20 protein-coding genes and 1 tRNA gene are annotated in these 23,965 nt (G+C 67.6%); 13 read left to right on the forward strand and 8 right to left on the reverse strand.

Annotation, left to right across the window (positions count from 1 at the left end):
- Nucleotides 1–236: 236 nt before the first annotated feature.
- Nucleotides 237–1,004, reverse strand: a complete 768-nt coding sequence (locus CDO44_RS08695) for an IclR family transcriptional regulator (protein WP_087779828.1) — start codon at nucleotides 1,002–1,004, stop codon at nucleotides 237–239.
- A 92-nt stretch (nucleotides 1,005–1,096) separates the two neighbouring features.
- On the opposite strand from CDO44_RS08695, the gene CDO44_RS08700 reads away from it, so the two are divergent.
- From CDO44_RS08700 to CDO44_RS08735, 8 genes are all read left to right on the forward strand, one after another.
- The gene (locus tag CDO44_RS08700) at nucleotides 1,097–2,239 is read left to right on the forward strand and encodes an acyl-CoA dehydrogenase family protein (RefSeq protein WP_087779829.1); all 1,143 of its coding nucleotides are present in this window, start codon (nucleotides 1,097–1,099) and stop codon (nucleotides 2,237–2,239) included.
- 10 nt (nucleotides 2,240–2,249) lie between these two features.
- Nucleotides 2,250–3,623 (forward strand): MmgE/PrpD family protein, encoded by a 1,374-nt coding sequence (locus tag CDO44_RS08705; protein ID WP_087779830.1) that lies wholly within the window; start codon nucleotides 2,250–2,252, stop codon nucleotides 3,621–3,623.
- Nucleotides 3,624–3,727: 104 nt separating this feature from the next.
- A complete protein-coding gene (locus tag CDO44_RS08710; protein WP_233146090.1) occupies nucleotides 3,728–5,398 on the forward strand; it encodes a hydantoinase B/oxoprolinase family protein in 1,671 nt (556 codons plus the stop codon).
- The gene (locus CDO44_RS08715; RefSeq protein WP_233146091.1) at nucleotides 5,395–7,434 is read left to right on the forward strand and encodes a hydantoinase/oxoprolinase family protein; all 2,040 of its coding nucleotides are present in this window, start codon (nucleotides 5,395–5,397) and stop codon (nucleotides 7,432–7,434) included. The genes CDO44_RS08710 and CDO44_RS08715 overlap by 4 nt, the downstream gene beginning before the upstream one ends.
- 65 nt (nucleotides 7,435–7,499) lie before the next feature.
- Nucleotides 7,500–8,483 carry a tripartite tricarboxylate transporter substrate binding protein gene (locus tag CDO44_RS08720; RefSeq protein ID WP_158213230.1) on the forward strand — a complete coding sequence of 328 codons (984 nt, stop codon included), beginning with the start codon at nucleotides 7,500–7,502 and terminating at the stop codon, nucleotides 8,481–8,483.
- Between the two features lie 52 nt (nucleotides 8,484–8,535).
- Nucleotides 8,536–9,408, forward strand: a complete 873-nt coding sequence (locus CDO44_RS08725) for an amidohydrolase family protein (RefSeq protein ID WP_087779833.1) — start codon at nucleotides 8,536–8,538, stop codon at nucleotides 9,406–9,408.
- Nucleotides 9,409–9,422: 14 nt separating this feature from the next.
- Complete coding sequence (locus tag CDO44_RS08730) at nucleotides 9,423–10,892, forward strand: class I adenylate-forming enzyme family protein (RefSeq protein WP_158213231.1); 1,470 nt, start codon at nucleotides 9,423–9,425, stop codon at nucleotides 10,890–10,892.
- Between the two features lie 59 nt (nucleotides 10,893–10,951).
- A complete protein-coding gene (locus CDO44_RS08735; RefSeq protein ID WP_087779835.1) occupies nucleotides 10,952–11,869 on the forward strand; it encodes a helix-turn-helix domain-containing protein in 918 nt (305 codons plus the stop codon).
- Here the strand turns inward: CDO44_RS08735 and CDO44_RS08740 are convergent.
- Nucleotides 11,857–13,107, reverse strand: a complete 1,251-nt coding sequence (locus CDO44_RS08740; RefSeq protein ID WP_087779886.1) for an MFS transporter — start codon at nucleotides 13,105–13,107, stop codon at nucleotides 11,857–11,859. The two genes, CDO44_RS08735 and CDO44_RS08740, sit on opposite strands and share 13 nt — an antisense overlap.
- Nucleotides 13,108–13,109: 2 nt before the next feature.
- Nucleotides 13,110–13,721: an isochorismatase family protein gene (locus CDO44_RS08745; RefSeq protein ID WP_087779836.1), complete on the reverse strand. Its 612-nt coding sequence runs from the start codon at nucleotides 13,719–13,721 to the stop codon at nucleotides 13,110–13,112.
- Between the two features lie 237 nt (nucleotides 13,722–13,958).
- Here CDO44_RS08745 and CDO44_RS08750 point away from each other — a divergent pair, with 237 nt between their 5' ends.
- Nucleotides 13,959–15,026, forward strand: a complete 1,068-nt coding sequence (locus tag CDO44_RS08750) for a carbon-nitrogen hydrolase family protein (protein WP_158213232.1) — start codon at nucleotides 13,959–13,961, stop codon at nucleotides 15,024–15,026.
- A gap of 43 nt (nucleotides 15,027–15,069) precedes the next feature.
- Complete coding sequence (locus tag CDO44_RS08755) at nucleotides 15,070–15,906, forward strand: AraC family transcriptional regulator (protein WP_144389492.1); 837 nt, start codon at nucleotides 15,070–15,072, stop codon at nucleotides 15,904–15,906.
- A gap of 131 nt (nucleotides 15,907–16,037) precedes the next feature.
- On the opposite strand, the gene CDO44_RS08760 is transcribed toward CDO44_RS08755, so the two are convergent.
- The 3 genes from CDO44_RS08760 to mfd are packed head-to-tail and all read right to left on the reverse strand — an operon-like array spanning nucleotide 16,038 to nucleotide 21,112.
- Nucleotides 16,038–16,691, reverse strand: a complete 654-nt coding sequence (locus CDO44_RS08760; protein ID WP_087779839.1) for a TetR/AcrR family transcriptional regulator — start codon at nucleotides 16,689–16,691, stop codon at nucleotides 16,038–16,040.
- 58 nt (nucleotides 16,692–16,749) lie between these two features.
- A complete protein-coding gene (gene serB / locus CDO44_RS08765; protein ID WP_087779840.1) occupies nucleotides 16,750–17,610 on the reverse strand; it encodes a phosphoserine phosphatase SerB in 861 nt (286 codons plus the stop codon).
- 25 nt (nucleotides 17,611–17,635) lie between these two features.
- A complete protein-coding gene (gene mfd / locus CDO44_RS08770) occupies nucleotides 17,636–21,112 on the reverse strand; it encodes a transcription-repair coupling factor (protein ID WP_087779841.1) in 3,477 nt (1,158 codons plus the stop codon).
- Between the two features lie 69 nt (nucleotides 21,113–21,181).
- Between mfd and ispD the strand changes: the two genes are divergently transcribed.
- The 3 genes from ispD (at nucleotide 21,182) to CDO44_RS08785 (ending at nucleotide 22,593) form a co-directional block, all read left to right on the forward strand.
- On the forward strand, nucleotides 21,182–21,901 hold the full coding sequence (gene ispD, locus CDO44_RS08775) for a 2-C-methyl-D-erythritol 4-phosphate cytidylyltransferase (RefSeq protein ID WP_087779842.1): 720 nt from the start codon (nucleotides 21,182–21,184) through the stop codon (nucleotides 21,899–21,901).
- Nucleotides 21,898–22,449, forward strand: a complete 552-nt coding sequence (gene ispF, locus CDO44_RS08780) for a 2-C-methyl-D-erythritol 2,4-cyclodiphosphate synthase (RefSeq protein ID WP_087779843.1) — start codon at nucleotides 21,898–21,900, stop codon at nucleotides 22,447–22,449. Before ispD ends, ispF begins: the two co-directional genes overlap by 4 nt.
- 67 nt (nucleotides 22,450–22,516) lie before the next feature.
- Nucleotides 22,517–22,593: transfer RNA gene (locus tag CDO44_RS08785), tRNA-Val, on the forward strand.
- Between the two features lie 103 nt (nucleotides 22,594–22,696).
- On the opposite strand, the gene CDO44_RS08790 is transcribed toward CDO44_RS08785, so the two are convergent.
- Together CDO44_RS08790 and CDO44_RS08795 are read right to left on the reverse strand one after the other, a co-directional pair.
- Nucleotides 22,697–23,221, reverse strand: coding sequence for a cupin domain-containing protein (locus CDO44_RS08790; RefSeq protein WP_087779844.1), 525 nt, complete (start codon nucleotides 23,219–23,221; stop codon nucleotides 22,697–22,699).
- On the reverse strand, nucleotides 23,218–23,964 hold the full coding sequence (locus CDO44_RS08795) for an alpha/beta fold hydrolase (RefSeq protein ID WP_087779845.1): 747 nt from the start codon (nucleotides 23,962–23,964) through the stop codon (nucleotides 23,218–23,220). The genes CDO44_RS08790 and CDO44_RS08795 overlap by 4 nt, the downstream gene beginning before the upstream one ends.
- Nucleotide 23,965: the final 1 nt, after the last annotated feature.

A 23,965-nucleotide genomic window follows, 5' to 3' on the forward strand; every position in this document is an offset into this window, starting at 1 on the left:
CTGACGGGCGCCCCCCAGAGGGCGATGCAGGTGGACCGGCGGAGCCGGATCCACCGCATCCGGGGTCTAGTAGGAGTTTCTTGGGTTGTCGCGCCTGTGCTTCGCTGGCTGCCAGCGGTAGCAACAATGTGGCAATTGGAGAAAGCGGCACTAGACCCAGGGCGCCGCGGATCCGGCTTTGCCAGTCCGCCCGCATCGCCCCCTGGGGGGCGCGCGTCAGCGCGTAGGGGGGGGGCCTACCGTCTAGCCATGAGCAGCGGTGCGATCTCGCCGGCCAGGCGCTTCAGCGTGGGCGCGACGGTGGCGGCGAGATGTTCGTCGGTGAAGAGCGCGTCCGAGGCGCCGCAGGTCAGGACCAGGGTGCGGTTGCGGTCGGCCGGCTGCACCGGGACGCCGAGGGCGTTGAAATTCTCCTGGGGGTAGCGCATGAACACCGCGCCGTGCCGCTCGTACTCGGCCAGCGCGGCTTGCAGGCGGCCCGGATCGCGGGCCGGCTCCCACATGCCTTCGGCTTGCAGCATCTGGACGATGCGGTCGCGTTCCGCGGCGTCCTGCGCGACCAGATAGGCGAGCCCCAGCGAGGAATCGGTCAGGCCCACGGTCGAGCCGATGTGCAGCATGACGCGCCGGACGTTGGCGGGCTCGCTGCGCTGGATGATCACCATCTTCGCGTCGTGCCGTTCCGCCAGCAGCACGGTGGTGCCCAGTGCATCGGCGGCGGTTTTCATCAATGGCGCGGCATATTGGTTGATCTCGGTCTGGGCCACTACGGCATAGCCCAGCAACAGGGCGGCGGCGCCTACGCGGAGTTTGTCGTTCGCCGTCGGCACGAGATAGCCGAGCGCGACCAGGGTTTTGCACAACCGCCATGCCGTGGGCTGCGGCAATCGGGTGAGCTTGGCGATTTCGGTCGTGCCCAGTTCCGCCCGGTCCGGCGTGAAGCACCGCAGGACTTGCAGGCCTCGGGCCAGTGCCGTGACGAAGAGGGGATCGGTTTCTTTCATGGCGAAGAGGGGCCTTGACACCGGGGGGTGCCAATAGCCACAATGAATTCGTTTTATGAATTATATATTCATATAGTGAATTTTTGCAGCCCATGAAGCAAGATTGCACGCCAGAACTGGCGGAAATGCGCCCGGCCGTCCGGCGTTTCGTGACCGAACGGCTGGAGCCGCTTGCCCGCCAGATGGACCGGGAAGGCACGGTACCGCCTTCGGCCTTGGCCGAGATGCGGGAACAAGGCTATCTGGGCATGCGCTTGCCGGCCGAGTACGGCGGTGGCGGGTTCGACCTGGCTACTTATTGCCTGGTCATGGAAGAGGTCGCGCGGTCGCACCGGGTCTTCACCGTAATGCTGGATTGCACGAGCGGATTGACGCCCATCGCCATCGCGCGGCATGGCACGCCGGCCCAGCGCGAAAAATACGTCGCCAAGCTGGCGAGCGGCGAATGGCTGGCCAGCTTCGCGCTGACCGAGCCTGAAGCCGGTTCCGATGCGGCGGCCCTGCGCACCACGGCCGAGAAAGTGGCCGGCGGCTGGCTGATACGCGGCCTGAAGCAATTCATCAGCGCGGCCCACCGCGCGCAAGTCGTCATGGTGCTGGCCGTGACCGATGCGGCCCGGCGCGCCCGGGGCGGCATCACGGCCTTCCTGGTCGATCAAGGCACGCCGGGCATGCGCGTGGAGCGGGTGGACAAGACGATAGGTTCCGATCCCATCGAGTTGGCCGAGATCCGCTTCGACGACTGCCTGGTGCCCGACGATGCGGTGCTGGGCACCGTCGGCGGTGGTTTCGGGATCGCGATGGGATCGCTGGCCAGCGGCCGGATGGGCGTGTCGGCGGCCTGCATAGGCGCGGCGGACCGCCTGCTCGAGGATGCCGTGGCCTATGCCAAGACGCGCGTCACCTTCGGACAGCCGCTGGCCGAGCGCCAGGCGATCCAATGGATGCTCGCCGATTCGGCGACCGAACTCGCGCTTGCTCGTTCGCTCGCCTACGACACCATGCGCCGCATCGATCGCGGCGAGGACGTGGAGACGGCTCCCAGCATGGTCAAGCTCTTCTGCTCGGAAATGGTGGGCCGGGTCGCGGACCGCACGGTGCAGATCTTTGGCGGATCGGGGCTGATCCGGGGTGTGCCGGTCGAACGTTTCTATCGCGACGTGCGCCACTACCGGGTAGGCGAGGGCGCTTCCGAAATCCAGCGCATGCTGATTGCACGCGCTCTGCTGAAGTAGGGGGCAGGCGATGGAAGGGGAGCCAACCTCCGCACCGCCATTGGCGCGGCGCCTCGCGACCTTTGCCCTCGGCCTGCGCCGCGCGGACCTGTCGCCGGCACGGCGCGAAAAGCTTGCGCTGATCCTTGCGGATTTCATCGGTTGTGTCCTGGCCGGGTCGACGCTGCCCGAGGCCTCGAGCGCATGGGTGCTCGCGCAGCCGGGGCCGGTGCGGATTCCCGGGGTTGCCGAAGGCCTCACCGCCGAGTCGGCCGCGATCGCGATGGGCGCCATGGGGTCGCTGCTGCAACTGCACGACGGGTACGGCCATGGCGGCAATCATCCCTGCAACACGATCATTCCGGCGGTGTGGTGCATGCGCGGTGCAAGGCCGATGCAGGCGGTGCACATGGCCATCGCGGTCGGCTACGAAGTCGCGAATCGGTTGGCGGCCAGCGCGCACCCGGCGTTGACACTGGCCGGGCTGGCGCCGACCTCCTGCACCGGTGCCATCGGGGCCACTGCCGCGCTGGGCCGGTTGCTCGAGCTGGACGAGGACGCCCTCGCGCGCGCTTTGAGCAACGCCGCATTCTCGTTCCCGGCCGCGGCTCTGCGCGGCCTGACGGAGCACGGCTCCGCGGTGCCGCTTCATGGCGGCCTGGCGGCCCGCTGCGCGATCGAGGCAGTGCGCATGGCATGCGCCGGATTGTCCGCGGGCGAACGCATCTTCGAGGACGGCGGCGACCCGGGCGTGCTGACGGTGCTGCGCAGCAGCGGCCTGGACGCGCCTGAAGCATGGCGCGGACAGACGCTGGACGGGGTGTATTTCAAGCCCATTCCCGCATGCCGCCACGCGCAGCCGGCCATCGACGCTATCGAGGCCATCTGGCGCGATGGGCCGCTCGCCGCCCGGGACATCGCCGGGGTCGATGTGCATACCTATCCGGTGGCGCTGCGGTTCGGGAAGGCGCCCCGGGCGGGGCACGAACTGTATGACCGGCTGATGAGCGTCGTCTGGGCAGTGGCCAGCGCGCTGCGGCATGGGCGATACGATTTGTCGAACGTGCGTGCGCCCGCGGTGGATCCCGAGGTGGATGCGCTGTGCGCCCGCATCCGTCTTCACGTCGATGAAGACTACGCGGTCCTTTATCCGCGCTATCTGCCGGCCCGGGTCGAAGTCACGTTGCGCGACGGCGCGCGCCGCGCGGGCATATGCATGATGGAGTACGGCACGCCTTCGGAAGACGGGCCGTATTCGCCGCCTGGAACCAACGTGCCGCCCCTGGACCGGGGCGGTGTGGAACGCAAGTTCTTGGGCCTGGCCTGCGCCGCGCTGCCCGAGGCGCAAGCACGGGCGCTGTGGAACGGCATCTGGTCGGTGGAGGACCTTTCGCCGGGCGCGTGAGCATGCCGGGCGGAGCCGCGCGTTCCACTTTAATTGTCCTATTGACAGAACAATAGATCATCCATACAGTGCCCGAGAAGAATCCTGAATGAACGAGAGAGCGCATGCCTGAAGCCGAGCTCGACCCGGTCACCCTGGCGGTCCTGAAGGGACGGCTGGAACAGATCGCCGACGAAATGGACGCCACGCTCTACCGCAGCGCGTTCAATCCCATCATCGCCGAGGCCCACGATGCCTGCCATGGGCTCTACGATGGCGCGACGGGCGACACGCTCGTGCAGGGCAAGTCCGGCCTGCCGGTGTTCGTCGGCGCCATGGCCTTCGCGGTGCGTGCCGCGGCGGCCGCTGCACAGCCGCTGGGCGGCATGCGCGAGGGCGAGGTCTGGTTGTTCAACGACCCCTATGACGGCGGCACGCACGCCAACGACTTCAAGCTCGTCAAGCCCTTTTTCCGCGACGGCCGCCTGGTCTGTTTCCTCGCCTCGGCTGCGCATTGGCACGACGTGGGCGGCAACGTCCCGGGCAACTACAATCCGGCCGCCACCGAATGCTGGCAGGAAGCGGTCCAGATCCCGCCGGTGCGCATCGTGACGGAGGGGCAGGTGAATCCCGACGTGCTCGCCATCCTGCGCGCCAATACCCGCATGCCCGACAGCCTGTGGGGCGACCTGAACGGACAACTGGCGGCCCTGGACCTGGGCGATCGCCGCTTGCGCGAACTCTTCGATGCCTACGGCGAGGACCGTATCCTGGCCGCGATGCACGCGCTGCGCGCACGTGCGCGCAAGCTGATGCAGGCCCACATCGCCTCGCTGCCGGACGGCTGCTATTCATTCGAAGATTTCCTCGACAACGACGGCATACGGGACGAGATGCTGCGCATCGCCCTCGACATGACGGTAGAGGGCGAGCGGCTGGTGCTGGACTTCTCGCGCACGTCGGGCCAGTGCGCAGGGGCGGTCAACATATCGCGCGCCACCGCGGTGGCCGCCTGCTACGTGGCGCTCAAGCACCTGTTTCCCGACGTGCCGGCCAATGCCGGCGTGCTCGATGCCGTCGAGTTCGTGATGCCGGACGGACTCCTGATCACGGCCCAGCGGCCGCGGCCGGTCGGCGGCTATACCGAGACCATCCTGCGCATGATCGACGTGGTTTTCAGCGCCGCTGCGCTGGCCGATCCCTCGCGCGCCGTGGCCCAGGCCTACGGCACCATCAATGCGCTGTCCATCGCCGGGCTGCGCAGCGACGAAAAACGCCATGGACAGCGCTGGGTCATGTTCAGTTTCTTCGGGGGCGGCCATGGCGCCCACGCCGGCGGCGACGGCCTGAGCCACGGCAACGCCCCGATTTCCACGGCCACCATACCGCCTCTGGAGATCCTGGAAGCGGCTTATCCGGTTCGTTTCACGCAATGGGCCCTCAGGCCCGATTCCGGTGGGCCAGGCATGCATCGCGGCGGCCTGGGAGCCGTCTACGAGATCGAACTGCTCGAGGAGAGCGCCCAGGCCTTCATTTTCGGCGAGCGCGGCAAATCGCCCCCCAAGGGGATCGCGGGCGGGGGCAATGGCGCGTTGAACCGGTTCAGCTATTGCGTGAACGGCCAATGGCATGTTCCGCCCATGGTCTCCAAGATGCTGGGCATCTCGCTTTCCCGGGGCGACCGGGTAAGGCTGGAGACGCCGGGAGGCGGCGGATATGGCGAGACCGCAGCGCGCAGCGCCGAAGCTCATGCGCGCGATCTCGCCATGGGCTACGTAACGGAGGACAAGCGGTGAGCGATCGGCAGCGGGTCGTGGGCGTGGACGTGGGCGGTACGTTCACCGATTTGTTCGTGCTCGATGAAGCGGACCAATCCGTATCCATCGTCAAGGTACCCTCCACCCGGGGCAAGGAAGCCGTGGGCTTCATGAACGGCATCGGCCGCACGGGCGATGGCGCGGCGCGCATCGGCACCATCATCCATGGCACCACGGTGGGCACCAACGCGTTGCTGGAGCGCAAGGCCGCCCGCACGGGCTTGATCACCACGCGCGGGTTCGCCGACGTGCTCGAGATGCGCCGCCGCGACCGCCCTCAGACGTGGGGATTGCGCGGCGACTACCTGCCGCTCATTCCGCGCAGCCTGCGTCGGGAGGTCGACGAACGCGTACTGGCCGACGGCAGCATTCATACCGAAGTCGATCTCGACCAGGTCGAGCAATGCGCGCAATCGCTGCTGGAACAAGGATGCGAGGCGCTCTGCGTATTCTTCATCAACAGCTACGCCAATCCGGCCAACGAGGCCAGGGCGGTGCGCCGGGTGCGCGCGTCCTGGCCCAACGCCTGCGTAACGGCGTCCACCGAGGTGCTGCCGGAGATCCGCGAGTTCGAGCGGGTCTCGACGGCGAGCCTGAACGCATCGCTCCAGCCGGTGGTGGGCGGTTATCTGCACCGGCTGGAGGGTGATTTGCGGGCTCGCGGATTCGACGGCCAGTTGATGATCGTGCAGAGCAACGGCGGCGTGATGTCGCGCCAGACCGCCTGCGAACTGCCGGTGCGCACCGCGCTTTCGGGACCGGCGGCAGGCGTCATCGCCTGCGCCGCGGTGGCCCGGGCGGCCGGCTATCCCAACGTGATCACCGGCGATATCGGCGGGACCTCGTTCGACGTGTCCCTGGTGGCCGACGGACGCGTCGCACTGGCGGACCAGACCAGTATCGACTTCGGCATGGTCGTGCGCACGCCGATGATACAGATCGAGACCATAGGCGCCGGCGGCGGGTCGATCGCCGCCGTGGACGCCAGCGGCATGCTGCGGGTGGGACCGGAGTCGGCGGGCAGCCGGCCAGGCCCGGCATGCTATGGCCGCGGCAACCCTTATCCCACCGTGACCGACGCCAATGTGCTGCTGGGCCGCATCGCCGCGCAGCGGCCGCTGGGAGGCGGGCTGCTCGGCGGCCTGGACGTGGAGCTGGCGCGCAAGGCGATCCAGGCGCACGTGGCCGAGCCGCTGGGGCTCGACGTGCTGGCGGCGGCGGAAGCCATTCTGACCGTCGCCAACGCCAAGATGGCCGGCGCCATGCGGCTGGTATCCATCGAAAAAGGGCACGATCCCCGCGCATTCGCCTACATGCCGTTCGGCGGCGGTGGTGGCTTGCACGTGTGCGCGATGATGCGGGAGACCGGTGTCGCAACGGGCATCGTGCCGCGTTATCCGGGGGTGACCTCGGCCCTGGGCTGCGTCATGGCGGACCTGCGCCACGATGCCGTGCGCACCATCAACCAACCGTTGGGCGACGCGGATTTCGGGCAGCTGCGCGACCTGGTCGACGCCTTGCGGGCCCAATGCGAGGCGCACCTGGCATCGGCCGGCGTGGCCATCGCGTCGGTGCGGGAGGAATTGTTCCTCGACATGCTTTACCAGGGACAGACCCACACGGTCATGGTGCCGGCGACGCGCGAGCGGCTGGACGCCCAGGCGGTGGCGGAAGCCTTCGAGAAGACCTACCAGGCCGAATTCGGCCGGTTGTTGCCGGGTATTCCCGCGCGCATGCTGAACCTGCGCTATGCCTTGATAGGAGTGCGGCCCAAGTTCGATCTGCGGCTGCTGGCGCCGCCGGCGGGAGGATCGACCGAGCCGGCCGGCGTGCAGCGCGTCCATGCCGACGGACGCTGGATGGAAGTGCCTCGCCATGCGCGGCTCGAGCTGCCCGTCGGAGCGTGCATCCGCGGGCCGGCCATTTTCGAGCAGCCCGATACGACCGTGTGGCTGGAGCCCGGCTTCACGGCCACCACCGACGACCACGGCAACCTGATCCTGCGGCGCGAGTGATGCGGGGCAGGGGCCGCCCGCGCGGATTGCCGCTACCACGGCCTGTTGACGATGAGGTATTCGAGATGAAATACGGCATCAACGTTGTTCGTGCATGTCCGGCCGTACTGTGCGCCGCGCTGGCGGCGGGGGCGGCGCCAGCCTCCCGTGCCGAGGAGTATCCCTCGCGCCCGGTCATGGTGGTCAATACCTGGGCGCCCGGCGGGCCGTCCGACGCCATCATCCGCCCTCTGCTGGAGAAGTTCTCGCAGCGGTTCGGGCAGCCTTTCGTGCTCGAGAACCGCAGCGGCGCCAACGGCAGCATCGGCACGAGCTACGTTGCCCGGGCCAGGAGCGACGGCTATACGCTGCTGTTCGCCAACGTGGGGCCCATCGCCATCAGCCCGTGGCTGCCGGACAAGCCCAACTACGACTCCCAGAAGGACTTCCAGCCCATCGGCCAGATCGTCTCAGGTTCGACGGTGCTGGTGGTCGCGCCTTCATTCCCGGCCAATACCATGCGGGAATTCATCGACTACGCCAAGAAGCATCCGGGCAAGATCACCTACGGTTCGGTGGGCCTGGGCAGCAGCACGCACGTGGCCGGGGCGACCCTGGCCAAGATGGCGGACATCGAGATGGTCCACGCTCCCTATCGGGGATCGTCGCAGATCCAGATCGACATCATGTCGGGGCAGATCCAGTCGGCTTTCGTCAACCTGGGCGGGGCGCTGGAATTGATACGCGCAGGCAAGCTCAAGGCCATCGCCGTCAGCACCCAGTCGCGCTCCGCGGTGCTGCCCGACGTGCCGGCGGTGGCCGAGACCGTGCCGGGCTTCGATTTCAACGTCTGGTATGGGTTGATGGCGCCGGCGGGTACCCCCGTGGAGATCGTGCAGGCGCTGTCCGCCGCATTGAAAGCGACCATGGAGATGCCCGACATCAAGGGACGCCTCCTGGCCAGCGGCCTCGATCCGAATTTCACCGGACCGGAGGCCTTCGGCAAGAAGATCGAGCAGGATTTGGCCGCGTGGAAGCGGGCCGTGGCCAACGCCAACCTGACCCCATAGTCCCGATGCGGGCGGCACCGCCGCCGGCCCGCACATCCGTACCGAGAAGGCGATGAACGACAAGCGCTACGACATCCCGGCCATCGACGCCGTGGTCAATATCTGGACCCCCGAGCTGCTCGCGCAGCGTCCCAAACGCGACGCGTTCTACAGCGGCAAGATGAATGTCGACACCGGCATCATGAAAGGGCTCGCGCATGAGGACATGCTGCGCCGCATGGACGCCGCGGGCGTGGAGAAGGCCTTTCTGATCGCGGCCAAGGTCGGCCCTATCCAGCACCGCGCCAGTTACCACGTGCCCTACGAGGCGGTGGCCGAAGCGGTCAACCGCCATCCCGACCGGTTCCACGGGCTGGCCGGCCTGGATCCCACGGAGGGTATGCGCGGCGTGCGGGAGCTGGAGAAGGCGGTCAAGGAATACGGTTTCATCGGGGCGCACTTCTATCCGCACTGGTTCGAGCTCGCGCCCGACCACGCGAAGTGGTATCCGTTCTACGCGAAATGCGCCGAACTCGACGTGCCTGTGCAACTGCAGGTGGGCCAGTCCATGATCTACGACCCTTCGCACCGGCTGCGCAGCGTGGGCCGCCCGATCTGCCTGGATGCCGTGGCCTGCGATTTTCCCGAGCTCAAGATCATAGGCATCCATATCGGCATTCCCTGGACTGAGGAAATGATCGCCATGGCCTGGAAGCATCCCAACGTCTACATCGGCACCGATGCGCACAGCCCGAAGTACTGGCCCGAGTCCTTCGTCAAGTACATCGACAGCTACGGCCAGGACAAGGTGATTTTCGGCACCGATTTCCCCATCCTCGATTTCGGGCGCGCCCGCGACGAAATCGAAGCGCTGGGGTTGCGGCCGGCGCCCAAGGAAAAGCTGCTGCGCGGCAACGCGCTGCGCGTGTACGGGCTGGATCGATGAAAGGGGGCGCCGCCATGGCCACGCCCGGCCCCAATATCGCCGACCAGTTGTCGCTGCATGCCGTGCAGCGTCCCACCAAGCCCGCCATCATCCATCGCGACACCGTCATCGACTACCGGCAGCTCGACCGGATGGTGCGCCAGCGCGCCGCGCTGCTGCTCGAGATGGGCGTGCGCCCCGGCGAGGTCGTGGGAGTGGCGCTCAAGGATACGCCCGAGCACCTGATCCTCCTCTACGCCGTGGCGCGGGCGGGAGCGGTCGTGCTGCCGGTGGACTGCCGCTGGACGGGCGAAGAAAAACGCCGCGTGGCGGAGCACTTCGGCGCCCGCCGCGTCATGGTCGAGCCGGATGACCTGTTCGCGCCCGGTCTTTGCGTGGCTGCCGACGCGTCCTGGCTGGCACAGGGGAAGCATGCCCCGGCAAGGGAGGAGTTTCCCGGCGGGGACCACGGTTTCTGCCTGTCGCTGTCGTCCGGCACGACCGGGCGGCCGAAGGGGCCGCTGCTGTCGCACGCGCAATTCATGAGCCGGTTCTTCACCCACTATGCCGATCTCGGTTTCGGCAGCCGGGAGGTCTATGTCAACGCCACGCCGCTGTACTTCGGCGGCGGACGCGCATTTTCGGTGTCGTCGCTGTACGTGGGCGCGACCGTGGTCTTGTGCGCGCCGCCCTATAAGGTCGAAGAGCTCGCCGCGGAAATCGAACGCCGCGCCGCCACCATTACCTTCCTGGTCCCCACGCTCCTGCGCCGCATCCTGCAGGCCGAGCCGGCCGCCAGGGCGCCATTCCGGCGGCTGCGCACGCTGATCGCCTCCGGCTCGCCGCTGACGGCCGAGGAGCGTGGCCGCATCCGTGACGAGATCTGTCCCGATTTCATCGAATACTACAGCTCGACCGAAGGGGGAGGGGTGACGGTATTGTCGGCGCAGGAGCAGGCCGCATACCCCGCCTCGGTGGGAAGGCCGGTGTTCGGGGTACGCCTGGAAATCGTGGACGAGCACGACCGTCCGCTGCCCCGCGGCGAGGTGGGGCGCATCCGCTACGACGGCGCCACCGTGGCCAGGGGGTTCTACCGGGACGACGACGCGAGCAGGGAAGCCTTCCGGGACGGATTCTTCTATCCGGGCGACCTGGGCTACCTGAACGAAGAGGGTTATCTCTTCCTCTGCGGGCGAGCCAAGGACATGATCATCCGTGGCGGGGTGAACATCTATCCCCTGGAGATCGAATCCGTCCTGATGACCCATCCCGGCGTGCTCGAGGCCGCGGTCGTGGGCGTGCCCTCGACCGAGTTCGGCGAAGAAGTGGCCGCCTTCGTACTGCCGCGAGGGGCGCAGGACGCCGCCGCGCTCGCGGCCTGGTGCCGGGAACGGCTGGCACCGTACAAGGTCCCGAAGCATTTCCGCTTCGTCAGCGACTTCGAGCGGAATTCGGCGGGCAAGATCGTCAAGGGAAATCTGGCGGCTTCCCTGTCAGCCGCGTAGGCGGGGCGCCGGGTAGTATATGGGGATGACGAGTCCGTTCTTCCCGTCCCGGAGGTCCCGTGAGCCTCAACCATCATCCGTCCGCCGTCCAGCCGTTGCGCCAGGTCTTGATGGAAACCGGCGCCTACACCTTGCACCAGTCGTTCGACTATGGCGGACGGCTGGCCGGCGGCATCATCCATTGCAGTTTCGACGCGCATGAACTGCACTGCCCGGCCTTGCCCCACATTGTCCTCCTGGTATCGCACGAGTATCACCTGAAGTCGGCGATGTTCGACCTTGGCTGGGGATACCGCGACCATTTCGTCAACTTCATCAACCCGCTGCACCTGATACCCCCGGGCACCGCGTTCCGGTGGGTGAAGGATGGCGCGGCGCGGGTATCCCTGCTGACCTTCGATCAGCGGGCGGCACTGGAGATGTTCGACGAGCTGGGTCTTTGCCAGCCGGTGGATGGCCTGTGGTCGGTCGCCCAGCGCGGTTTCGTCAGTCCGCTGATCTATACGGCGCTGGGCTCGTTCATGCAGGACCTCGGCGCGGGCCATGCCTCCCGGCTGTTGTCGGACAGCTTCGGCGCGCTGGTGCTGAACGAGCTGGGCAAGAAGTGGCGCATCGAGCCGGGAACCGGCACGTCGTCCCGGCTGAGCGCCCAGGCGCTCAAGAAGGTCACCCGCTATATGGACGAGCGGCTGGCCGACGATATTTCGCTGGCCGAGCTGGCGGCGTTATGCGGCCTGAGCCGCTATCACTTCCTGCGATGCTTCAAGGCCGCGCTGGGTGTGTCGCCTTATCGCTACCTGACGGCCATGCGCGTCGAGCGTGCCCGCCACCTGCTTGCGACGACGGCCTATCCGGTTTCGTACGTAGCCAGCGCATGCGGTTTCGCGTCGGCCGGCGCGATGGGCCGTGCCCTGAAGAAGGCGGTGGGCAGCTCGGCCTCGGCCTATCGCGCCATCGCCGGGCACTACGATGCCTGAGCCTGCGGACGGTAGCCAACCTTGCGGGGCGCGGTCTCCTTGAGAAAGAACGAGATCACGACGCCCACCGCCACACCGCCCAGCGCGAGGTAAAGGGTGTACTGGATGCCGTGGTGCTGCGCGATGAACCCCGCGACGACGGGCGCCACGCCGCCGCCGAAGATCTCGCCCAGGCCGCTCACGATGCCGATGGCCGAGGCAACCATGCCGGGCGGCGCCGCCTCGGTCGCCACCGGCCCCGTCATCAGCGCCAGCAGGCCGAAGCAGAAGAAGGACACCAGCAGGAGCACGCCGAACAGCGCCCAGGGGGAAGCGCCGAGCCGGGCGAAACCGTAGAGCGCCAGCGCCGCGCCGATGAAGGACAGGAAGGCGGCGGCTTTCCTGCCGATGAAATCGGAGATGCCCGGCACGCCGAACTCGCCGAAGAAGCCGCCTATGCCGATGGCGGACACCACCAGGCCCATCTGTTGCGGCGTCAGCTTCAGATAGTCGGTCAGGTAGTTGGGCACCATGGCGCCCACCACGAAGATGCCGGTCATCGCGCACAGCATGGAGCCCACGCCCAGCAGCAGGTTGCGGCGACGCAGCAGTTCTTTCCAGGACAGCGTTTCGCCGCGAGCTGGCGCTGCCGGCAGGCCGCTCGGCGCCGCCGCCCCCGGCTCGCGTATGACTTTGTACATGAGCCATGCCAGGATCAGCCCGGGCACCGCCGACAGGAAGAAGACGTAATGCCAGGAAGGCAGCACGCCCATCAGCTGCGTGGCGATGATGGGCGCGAGCCCCAGCCCGAACAGCGGGAAGGCGCTCTGCTGCAGGCCCTGGTTCAGGCCGCGGCGCTTGGGGTGCGAGGCTTCGCCGGCTGCGGCCACGCTGGTGGGGCAGAACGAGCCCTCGGCGATGCCCATCACCGTGCGGATCACCAGCAGGCTGACCAGTCCGGTCGCCACGCCCGAAAGACCGGACAGGCACGAGAAGGCGATGGCGGCGGGGATCAGCACCTTGCGCCGCCCGATGCCGTCCGACACGCGGCCCATGGTGATGGAGAACACCCCCCACGCCAGGCCCAGCGTGCCGATCAGCAGGCCCAGGTCCTGGTAGGAGAGGTTCAGGTCCTTCATCATGAAGGGGAACATGGGTGCGAGCAGCCAGCGGTCCAGCCCCATCAGGCCGAAGCCCAGCGCCAGGATGGTGACGGCCTTCCACTCGTACGACGTATCGTGGGCGGATGGTTTGGCCATGTTCATGCCCCGCCCAGCGCGTCGAGGATTTGCCGCGTCGTCACGACCTTGCCGAACACGCGGTCGATGGTGGCGAGCGTGGCCTGGTGCGAGGCATCGTCGAAACCGCCGGTGGCATCGTCGACGAAGAAGACGCGCAGGTCGCGCATGAAGGCGCTGCGCGCCGTGGATTCGCAGCAGACGCTGGTGACCGTGCCCGTGATGATGACGCTGTCGACCACGTTGCGGCCGCGGATGTTGCGGATGACGGTCTCCAGGCGGGTGTTGTAGAACGCGTCGTAGCGATGCTTGGGAATCACGATTTCCCCGGGCCGCGGCGCCAGTTCGTCGATGATTTCGACCCCCGCGGTCCCGGCGCGCATGCCGCCGTTGCGCAAGTGCGGAATCTGGGTCGTTTCCAGCGGGGAGACGTCGAACTCGTCGTACAGCACGTGCTGGGTATAAATCACGGGAACGCCGGTCCGGCGGGCCTGGGCGACGAGCGCCGCCATGGCGGGAACCCGCTGGCGCGCGGCCGGGACTTCCATGGGAGCGCGTTCGCGGACGAAATCGTTCTGCATGTCGATGACCAGCAGGACCGCCTTGTTCTTGTCTAGGGGGACGGATGGGGACATCTTGCCTCCGGGTGCAGGGTGGACGAACGCGCAACATAGCGCCGGCCCGCGCGAGGCGATGCCAGGAAATTGCGGCGGCGGGCAAAAATTGCGCAATGGATGCGTTTCGCCCCGGGAGAGCGCCTTCGTCGGCCGGGGGCAGCGCCGGCCTGCGGTTTTTACGAAAGTCGCCCGGGTTTCTGGACAGCGGCCGCGCGTTGCCGGTGCTTCAATCGTCTCGTCACTACGGAGATCGACATGGCCGATACCTTTCCACGATTCCGGGCAGCGGTCGTCCACGCCGCCTCGGTTTTCCTGAATCGCGACGCATCCATCGAAAAGGCTTGCCGCCTGATCGAACAGGCGGCGGAGCAAGGCGCCGACATCGTGGCCTTTCCCGAGACCTTCGTACCGGGCTATCCGTTCTGGATCTGGACGCACACGCCGACGCGGGGGGCACCGCTGTTCTACGAGCTCTTCACGAACAGCGTCGTGGCCGGCAGCCCGGCCACGGACCGGATCGCGGCGGCCGCGCGCCGCGCCGGCATCCATGTGGCGCTCGGCGTGTCCGAGCGCGACGGCGGCACCCTCTACAACACCCAGCTTTTCTTCGACCGCCGCGGGGTCCTGGCGGGCCGGCATCGCAAGTTGCAGCCCACTCACGTGGAGCGCACCATCTGGGGCAGGGGCGACGGTTCGGATCTGAAGGTATTCGATACGGACATCGGCCGCATCGGCGGGCTGATCTGCTGGGAGCACACCATGGACCTGGCGCGCTACGCGCTGACCAGCCAAGGGCAACAAGTGCACATCGCCGCGTGGCCCGGCATTTCGGCCTTGACCCACGATCCGAACTCGGGCTTCTTCAATGGGGTGGTGGAGACCGCGGCCCGCTACCATGCCTGGGCCGCGCAGACCTTCGTGCTCAATGCCAGCTCGGTCATCGACGACGAGGTGCTGGCGCGCCTGGACCTGGTCGGCCAGCCGGAGATGATACGCACCGGCGGCGGCTGGAGCGCCATCGTGTCGCCTACCGGACGCATGCTGGCCGGACCGAACCTGGACCAGGAGGCGGTGCTGGTGGCAGACGTCGATCTGGGCGAGATCGTCTATCTCAAGTACGCCTGCGATTCGGCCGGCCACTATGCGCGGCCGGACATCCTGCGGCTGGCGGCCAATTTCGGCGCGCATCCCGTTGCCGCGCCGTTCGGCGAGCTCTTCGCCCCGGCCACCGCTGGCCCGTCCGAGCCGGCGCCGGTTACGATGGGATCTGCACCATCGTCCGCAGACGGGGCCGTCCATGTACTTCCGACCGAGAGCCGATGACCCGCGCCCACTGAGCGAGCGGGACACCCACCGCATTCCCGCCATGCCCGAGAATCGCCTCATTGCCGATAGCCGCGGGAGGGGGTGGGGCGGCGTCTACGTGTCGCTTGCGGCCGAGCGTCCATGGCGCGCGAGGCTTGCCCCGCTGCCGCACGATTGCCTGGTGTACTGCCTGGCGGGCAAGGCCCGCATCGAGCGCTCGGTCGAAGGCGCCGACGCGCGGCAGGCCCTGCTCAAGCCGCGGATGTTCAGCATCATCCCGGCCGACCGGGCCTCGGAGTGGTCGGTGAGCGGCACGCCCGACATCCTGCTGGTGTATCTGCATGCGCGCCTGAAGGCGGAGCTGCTGCCAGGCATGGCTCCTGCCGACGCCGCGCTGACGCCCAAGGTGGCGCAGTTCGACCCCTTGCTGGAGCAGCTGAGCCTGGCCCTGCTGGCGTGCCTGCGGCGGCAGGTTGCGGCGGATCCGGCCTATGCGGGCCAATTGGCCCGCACCGCGGTCATGCACCTGGCGACGCGCCATGCCGCGGTGCTGGCCGACGAAGACGAGGGCGCTGATGCGCCCCCGGCCGCGATCCGCCGCGCGATCGATCACATCCATGCGTGCCCGGCCGAGCCGTTGTCCGTAGAGAGGCTGGCGCAATTGGCCGGCACCAGCGTGTCGCGCCTGGTGGCCGGGTTCAAGGCGCACACCGGTTCGACTCCCTACCAGTACCTGCTGCGCACGCGCATCGAACAGGCCAAGGCCTGGCTGGTCTCGACCGACCGGAGCGTGGCCGACATCGCGCTCGACGTCGGATTCGCCACACCCAGCCATTTCGCCGCCACTTTCCGGCGCCTGGCCGGGGTGGCGCCTACCGTGTATCGCGACGGCAACTGACTGCCCGTTTTTTCATCGCCGGCCGAAAACCCGCGTGGATTCTGGCTGCAGGACGGTTGTTCCGCGGCTATCCCCAAGCTTTTCCACAGTGGCTGGGGATAACGCGCCACGGGTAGCCGAAGCAGGCCGGGTCAGGGCCGCAGGTAGCCCAGGATGACGTCCACCATGTGGGCAAGGCGCACGTCCAGCGCCTCGGGCGCCATCAGGTCGCGCCCGAAGATCTCCGACAGCGTGAACTTGTTGGACAGGTAGAAATAGGCCACGCTGGCGATCGAGATGTAGAGCTGGACCGGGTCGACGCCGTCCCGGAACAGGCCTTGCTCGTGTCCGCGCTTGAGGATGTCGGCCAGCCACTGCACGAAGGGCGAATGCATCTCCCGTACCTGCGAGGAGCGCTTGAGGTGAGCCGCCTGGTGCAGGTTTTCGCTATTGAGCAGGCACAGGAACTCCGGGTTTTCCAGGTAGTACTGCCAAGTGAACTCCACCAGCTTGCGCACCGCCTCGGGCGGGCTGAGCGCCTCCAGGTGGAGTTCCTGCTCGGCCTGCCGGATCGCGGCGTAGGCGCGTTCGAGCACGGACAGGAACAGGTCGTCCTTGTTGTTGAAGTAGTAGTAGATCAGCCGCTTGTCGACCTTGGCGCGCTCGGCGATGCGGTCCATGCGCGCGCCGCCCAGGCCCAGTGCGGCGAATTCGTCGGTCGCGGCTTCCAGGATGATCTGGCGCGTGCGCTCGGCATCGCGGATGCGCGGGGCGTCCGCAGCGAGCTTGGCTGGGCGTGCAGGCATGGCGGCGATGTCCTGAAAATGAACTGGAGCGTAACACTACAACAGAAGCGCGCGCCGATCAGCCCAGGGTATCCTCGAACCAGTTCAGAATGCCGTCCAGGCCGCAGACGTTGAGCGCATGGGTGGTCTGCTCGCGCACGACAGGCTTGGCGTGGTAGGCCACGCTCAGGCCCGCCAGCCCGAGCATCTTCAGATCGTTGGCGCCGTCGCCGATGGCGATCGCGCGCGAAAGCGGCGCGCCGTGCCGCCCGGCGAAGTCGCGCAGGTGCGCGGCCTTGCCGTCGGCATCCAGGATGGCGCCGAGGACCTTGCCGGTGAGCCGGCCGTCTTCCACCTCCAGGGTGTTGGCGTGAGCTTCGTTCAGTTGCAGGCGCTGCTGCAGGCGGCTGGTGAACCAGGTGAACCCGCCTGAGACCAGTAGCGTCTTCAGGCCCAGCCGGTGGGCCGCCAGCAGCAGCCGCTCGGCGCCCGGGTTCAAGCGCAGCCGCTCGACGTAGACCTGTTCGAGCGCTTCGAGCGGCAGGCCCTTGAGCAGCGCGACGCGGCGGATGAGGCTTTCGCTGAAGTCGGCGATTTCCCCCCGCATGGCGGCCTCGGTGATGGCGGCCACCTGCGGCTTGAGCCCGGCCATGTCGGCGATCTCGTCGATGCACTCGATATTGATCAGGGTCGAATCCATGTCCATGGCCAGGACCTTCCAGTCGGCCAGCCGAGCCCCCGGCGCCACGTAGGCCCAGTCCACGCCGGCCTGCTGGCAGTAGGCGGCCACCTGGGCGCGTACGGCCGGCGCCTCGCCGGCGTCGGTCAGGCGAACGGCGCCGGGCGCCAGTTCGACGGTCTTTCCGGCCTGCGTGAGCCGCGCCAGATGTTCGACGGCCTCGGAGGCGAGGTGGGGGGACTGGATGACGAGATGGGGCATGGTGAGGATGGAAGGAAAAGGGCGTTCACGCCAGCGAGCGCAGCACCGCGCGCACGGCGTCCACGCGGGCTTTCAGGTCGGCGCCCTTGATCTCGATGCGCAGCTTGTCCTGGCCCGAAAGCCGCATGTGGCGGTTCTTCTGGACCAGGCCGATGACCCGCATGGGATCGATGGGCGGATTGGGTTCGAATTGCAGCACGGCCGCGCTTTCGCTGGCGTCGATCTTGATCACGCCCACCGTCTTGGCAGCCAGCCGCAGCCTGTGGATCTCGATCAGGGCGCGAGCCGCATCGGGCAATTTGCCGAAACGGTCGATCAGCTCTTCCTGGATCGCGTCGATGTCGCCGGCGTCCTCGCAGTTGGCGAGCCGCTTGTAGATGGCCAGCCGCGCATGAACGTCGCCGCAATAGTCCTGCGGCAGCAGCGCGGGCACGTGCAGGTTGATCTCGGTGGTGGCCGACAGCGGCGCGTTCAGGTCCGGCTCGCGGCCGTTCTTGAGCGCCTTGACCGCTTCGTTGAGCATGTCGGTGTACATCTGGAAGCCCACTTCCTGGATGTTGCCTGACTGCGATTCGCCCAGAATCTCGCCTACGCCGCGGATCTCGAGGTCGTGCATCGCGAGATAGAAGCCCGAGCCCAGTTCCTCCATGGCCTGGATCGCTTCCAGGCGCTTCTTGGCGTTGCTGGTGATGGCGTCCTCGCCCGGCGTCAGCAGGTAGGCATAGGCCTGGTGGTGGGAACGGCCGACGCGCCCGCGCAATTGGTGCAACTGGGCCAGGCCGAAGCGGTCGGCCCGGTGCAGCACGATGGTGTTGGCGGTGGGCACGTCGATGCCGGTCTCGATGATGGTGGTGCACAGGAGGACGTTGTACTTCTGCTGGTAGAAGGACTTCATCACCTGTTCCAGCTCGCGCTCGGGCATCTGCCCATGGGCCACGGCGATGCGCGCCTCGGGCACCAGTTCCTCGAGCTTGGCGCGGCGGTTGTGGATGGTCTCGACCTCGTTGTGCAGGAAGTACACCTGCCCGCCGCGCTTGAGTTCGCGCAGCAGGGCTTCGCGTATGGTGCTGCCGTCCTCGCGCCGCACGAAGGTCTTGATCGCCAGCCGCTTCTGCGGCGCCGTGGCGATGACCGAAAAATCGCGTATGCCTTCCAGCGACATGCCCAGCGTGCGGGGAATCGGCGTAGCCGTCAGGGTGAGCACGTCCACCTCGGCGCGCAAGGACTTGAGCGCTTCCTTCTGGCGAACGCCGAAGCGATGCTCCTCGTCGATGATCACCAGGCCGAGGTTCTTGAACTTGACCTTGTCCGACAGCAGCTTGTGCGTGCCGATCACGATGTCGACCCGGCCGTCGTTGATCTGCTCGATGGAGGCGTTGATGTCCTTGGCCGACTTGAAGCGCGACAGCTCGACCACCTTGACCGGCCAGTCCGCGAAGCGGTCGGAGAAGTTCTGGGCATGTTGTTCGGCCAGCAGCGTGGTCGGGCACAGCAGCGCCACCTGCTTGTTGTTGGCCACGGCAATGAACGCCGCGCGCAACGCCACTTCCGTCTTGCCGAAGCCGACGTCGCCGCACACCAGCCGGTCCATGGGCCGGCCCGATGTCATGTCCTGGATCACGGCCTGGATGGCGGCCGCCTGGTCGGGCGTCTCTTCGAAGCCGAAGGATTCGGCAAAGGCGTCGTAGTCCGACATCGGCAGCTTGAACGTGTAGCCTTGCCGCAGCGCGCGCCGGGCGTAGAGGTTCAGCAGCTCGGCGGCGGCGTCGCGCGCCTGGGCAGCGGCCTTGCGCCGGGCCTTTTCCCACTGGCCGGAACCCAGCTGGTGCAGGGGCGCGGTATCGGGGTCGGCGCCGCTGTAGCGCGAGATCACGTGCAGTTGCGAGACCGGCACGTACAGCGTGCTGCCCCCGGCATATTCCAGGTGCAGGAATTCCATCTCGCCTTCGCCGATGTCCATGCTGACCAGGCCCTGGTAGCGTCCGATGCCGTGCTGCGCATGGACCACCGGATCGCCCACGCGCAGTTCCGACAGGTCGCGCACCATGGACTCGACGTTGCTGGCGCGCTCCTGCCCGCGCTTGCCGCGGCGCACCGCGTGGCCGGCGAACAGGTCGCTCTCGGTCAGGAACAGCAACTGCGCCTCGGCCAGGCCGAAGCCCGAGGACAGCGGGGCGATGCCGATGGCGAAGGCGCTGGGCCGGGCCAGGAAGTCCTGGATGGAATCGACCGGCTCGGGATCGAGCCCGAATTCGGCCAGCATCTGGGCGATGGTCTCGCGCCGGCCGGCCGACTCCGCGCAGAGCAGCACCTTGAGGTCCGGCCGCGAAGCCAGCGCGCGCAGGCGCGCCACCGGATCCTCGGCCTTGCGCTGCACCGCCACCTCGGGCGGGGACGTGAAGGCGGGGTGCTGGCGTTCGCCGGTCAGCGCGAGGCGGGCGAAGCGCTTGAGGTGGCCGAACAGGCCTTCGGCGTCGAGGAAGATCCGCGACGGCGGCAGGATGGGGCGCTCGCGGTCGCTCTTGAGGAATTCGTAGCGGCTGGCCGTGTCCTGCAGGAAGCGGCGGATGGTGTCTTCCGTATCGCCCACCGTGACCGCGATGGCCTGCGCGCCCAGATAGTCGAACAGCGTGGCCGTTTCGTCGAAGAACAGCGGCAGGTAGTACTCGACGCCCGGAAACGCGATGCCGTTGCCGATGTCCTTGTAGGGCATGGCGCGCGAGGGATCGCCCTCGAATACCTCCCGGAATCGTGCCCGGAACTCATTGCGGGCAGCCTCGTCCATCGGGAATTCGCGCCCGGGCAGCATCTGGATTTCCTTGACCGGATAGAGGCTGCGCTGGGTGTCGATGTCGAAACTGCGTATGGACTCGATGGTGTCGTCGAACAGGTCCAGCCGGTAGGGTAGGGCCGAGCCCATGGGAAAGAGGTCGATCAGGCTGCCGCGTATGCAGAACTCGCCGGGGGCCGTGACCTGCGTGACGTGGGCGTAATTGGCCAGCGTCAGCTGCGCGCGCAGCGCCGCCTCGTCCAGGGTGTCGCCCTGCTTGAACGAGAAGGTGTAGGCGGCCAGGAACGCCGGCGGGGCCAGCCGGTAGAGCGCCGTCGTGACGGGAACCGTCAGCACGTCCACCCCTTGCTGCAGCAAGGCATGCAAGGCCTTCAGGCGTTCGGAAATGAGGTCTTCGTGCGGCGAGAACGCATCGTAGGGCAGGGTTTCCCAGTCGGGGAACTGGTGAACCCGCAATTCTGGGGCGAATTGCCGGATCTCCTCGGCCAGGCGCTGGGCATCGAGCGGGTCCGCGGTCAGGACGGCGAGCGGCTTGCCGGCCTGGCGGGCGAGATCCGCCAGCAGCCAGGCATCGCCGGCGCCGGGAGGGCGCGGCTGGGCGTAGCGGTCGCCAGGCCTGAGCGCGGCCAGCACGGCCTGCGTCAGCGCCGAGGGCAAGGCGGATGGCGTGCGGACGGGGGATGTGGACGCGGTACTGGCTGGGAGGGACATCGGTATCGTGGAAAGGGCGTCGCCAGCGGGCCGGCGCGGGCGTGACGGCAATTCCGTATTATAGAAGCCATGAGACCGAGTATCCGATTGATCGCCATCGTGCCCGCCGCCGGCGTGGGCGCGCGCGCGGCCGAGCCGCCGCGGGACGGGGCACCCGTGCTTCCCAAGCAATACCGCCGGATCGCCGGCCAGCCCATGCTGCGCCATGCCGTCCGGGCGTTGCTGGGGGACGAACGCATCGCTCGTGTGGTGGTCGCCGTCGGTCCGGGCGACAGCCACGCGCAGGCCGCCCTGGACGGCCTGCCGCGCGTGGTCTGCCTGCCTTGCGGCGGCGAGACGCGGGCCCGGACCGTGGCCAACGCGCTGGCGCGCTGCGACGCCGGGGCCGACGACTGGATCCTGGTGCACGACGCCGCGCGCCCGGGCTTGCCGCCCGCCGTCCTGGGGGCATTGATCGATGCCTGCCTGGACGACGAAGTGGGGGGCCTGGTCGCCATGCCCGTGGCCGACACCATCAAGGCCCAGGACGATGCGCAGGCCCCGAGGGTGGCGCGCACCGTGCCGCGCGAAGGCCTGTGGCAGGCGCAGACGCCGCAGATGTTCCGTGCGGGCCTGCTGCGCAAGGCGCTGGCCCATGCCGAGGTGCGCAACCTGCCCGTGACCGACGAGGCGGGCGCGATCGAGGCCCTGGGCCTGGCGCCCAGGCTGGTGCCCGGCACGCTGTCGAATTTCAAGGTGACCTGGCCCGAGGATTTCGCCTTGATGGAAAAACTGCTGGATCAGACATGAACAAAGACAAACCCATCGACCCCGCCGCCTATCCTTATCGCATCGGGCAGGGCTACGACGTCCATGCCCTGGTCGAGGGCCGGCCGCTGGTCATCGGCGGCGTGCGGATCGAACATACGCACGGGCTGCTCGGCCACTCCGATGCCGACGTGCTGCTGCACGCGGTCACGGATGCGATCCTGGGGGCCGCGGGCCTTGGCGACATCGGCCGCCATTTTCCCGATACCGATCCGGCCTATGCGGGCGCCGACAGCCGGCTGTTGCTGCGTACCGCCATGCAGCGCGTGGCCGAGGCCGGGTGGATGGCGATCAACATCGATGCCACGGTGCATGCCCAGGCGCCCAAGATCGGGCCACACGCGGGCGCCATGGCGGCCAACATCGCGGCTGACCTGGGCGTGCCGGTCCCGTGCGTCAACATCAAGGCCAAGACCAACGAATCCCTGGGTTTCCTCGGACGCAAGGAGGGCATTGCCGCGACCGTCGTGGCCCTGCTGACGAGGAGGCCGGATACGTTCCTGTACGAAGATCTCTACGCGGGCGATTGATCGAGGGCCGTGTTTGACACACTTCGAAAATTCCCTGTAGAATTCAATTCTTTGCTGCACAAACAGCAGGCGCGTAGCTCAGTTGGTTAGAGCACCACCTTGACATGGTGGGGGTCGTTGGTTCGAATCCAATCGCGCCTACCAGATTCCCGGGGCCCGGCACGAATTTTCGTGCCGGGCCTTTTTGCATGGCTTTTGCTCGGGCGCTGGCGGTTCGATGCCCAGCCGGCTGGTGCCCGGACAGGGCTCAGGCCGGGCGGGCAGCCACCGCGGCGCGCAGGGCTTCGTCCTGATAATTGAGCGCGCCGGGGCGGGACTTGCCCAGCATGACCTGGAAATAGACGGGCTCCAGGCTGGCGTTCAGGTAGCCGTGCATGACGCCGGGCGGGCAGGATATGCACTCCCACGGTCCCAGGCGGGTTTCGTATCGGTTGCCGGCTTCGTCTTCGAGGAAGACGTCCAGAAACCCCTGCAAAACGAAGAACACTTCCTCCACTTCGTGGGTGTGAGCGGCGTTGCCCTGGCCCGGCGGCACGAACATCACGCTCAGGGTGAAACCGAGCGGCGGGATGACGCTGGGGTCGCCATGCTTGCCGGATCCGCCCGCGCCGATGAAGCGGTGCTGGGCGCGCCGGAAGCCGTCGAGCTTGGCGTCTTCGAACGCCTCCCAGTCGGGTTTGCGGTCACGGAAGCGTGCTACCTGGCGCAGCCCGATCTGCTCGATCGTCAGGCAGGTGGAAGCCGGCACGGCAGCCGTGGTGCGGGACGTCATGATGTTGCTCCTTGGTGTAGTGGGTGATGGCTCGGGTGGCGGAGCCACTGTCTCAACAATTGTGTGACCGCGCCGGGATGCTCCAGCGTGGACAGGTGACCGCAATCGCGCAGCACGTGCAAGCGCGCGGACGCGATGGCCTGCGCCAGGGAATGCTGGCTTTCCTGCGGCGCGATGGCGTCCTGGTCGCCGCCGATGACCCAGGTCGGGCAGGCGATGCTGTCCAGCATGCCGGCGATGGACGGCCGCTTCATGTTGGCCTCTTGCTGGCGGATGAATACATCGGCGCCCAGCGACAGCGACATGCCGCGGACGGCATGCGTCAGGGCCGGGTCCCGTAGCGCTTGCGGCCGGAGCAGGGCGGGCAGCAGTTGCTCGATCAGCGCCGGGAAGTCCTCGCGGGCCAGTTCGATCTGGGCGGCGCGGCGCCGGCGTCCGGCTTCGGTCTCCTCGGCATGGGCACGTGTATTCAGCAGGGCCAGCCGCTCGATCCTGCCGGGCGCGCGCAAGGCCGCGAGCGCCGCCATATAGCCTCCCATCGACAGGCCGGCCAGCGCGAAGCGCTGGAATGGCGCGTCGGCGAGAATTTGATCTACCGCCTCGGGAAGGCTGGCGTGGCGCGATATGTCGGGAATCCAGATGTCGGCACAGTCATGCAGGCCCGCCCGCTGCGGCTCCCACAAGACTTCGTTGCAGAGCAGGCCGGGAATAAGCACCAGTGGGGCGCGGGCATCGCGATTCATC

It is taken from the genome of Pigmentiphaga sp. NML080357 (assembly GCF_002188465.1).
Taxonomy (GTDB): Bacteria; Pseudomonadota; Gammaproteobacteria; order Burkholderiales; family Burkholderiaceae_B; genus Pigmentiphaga.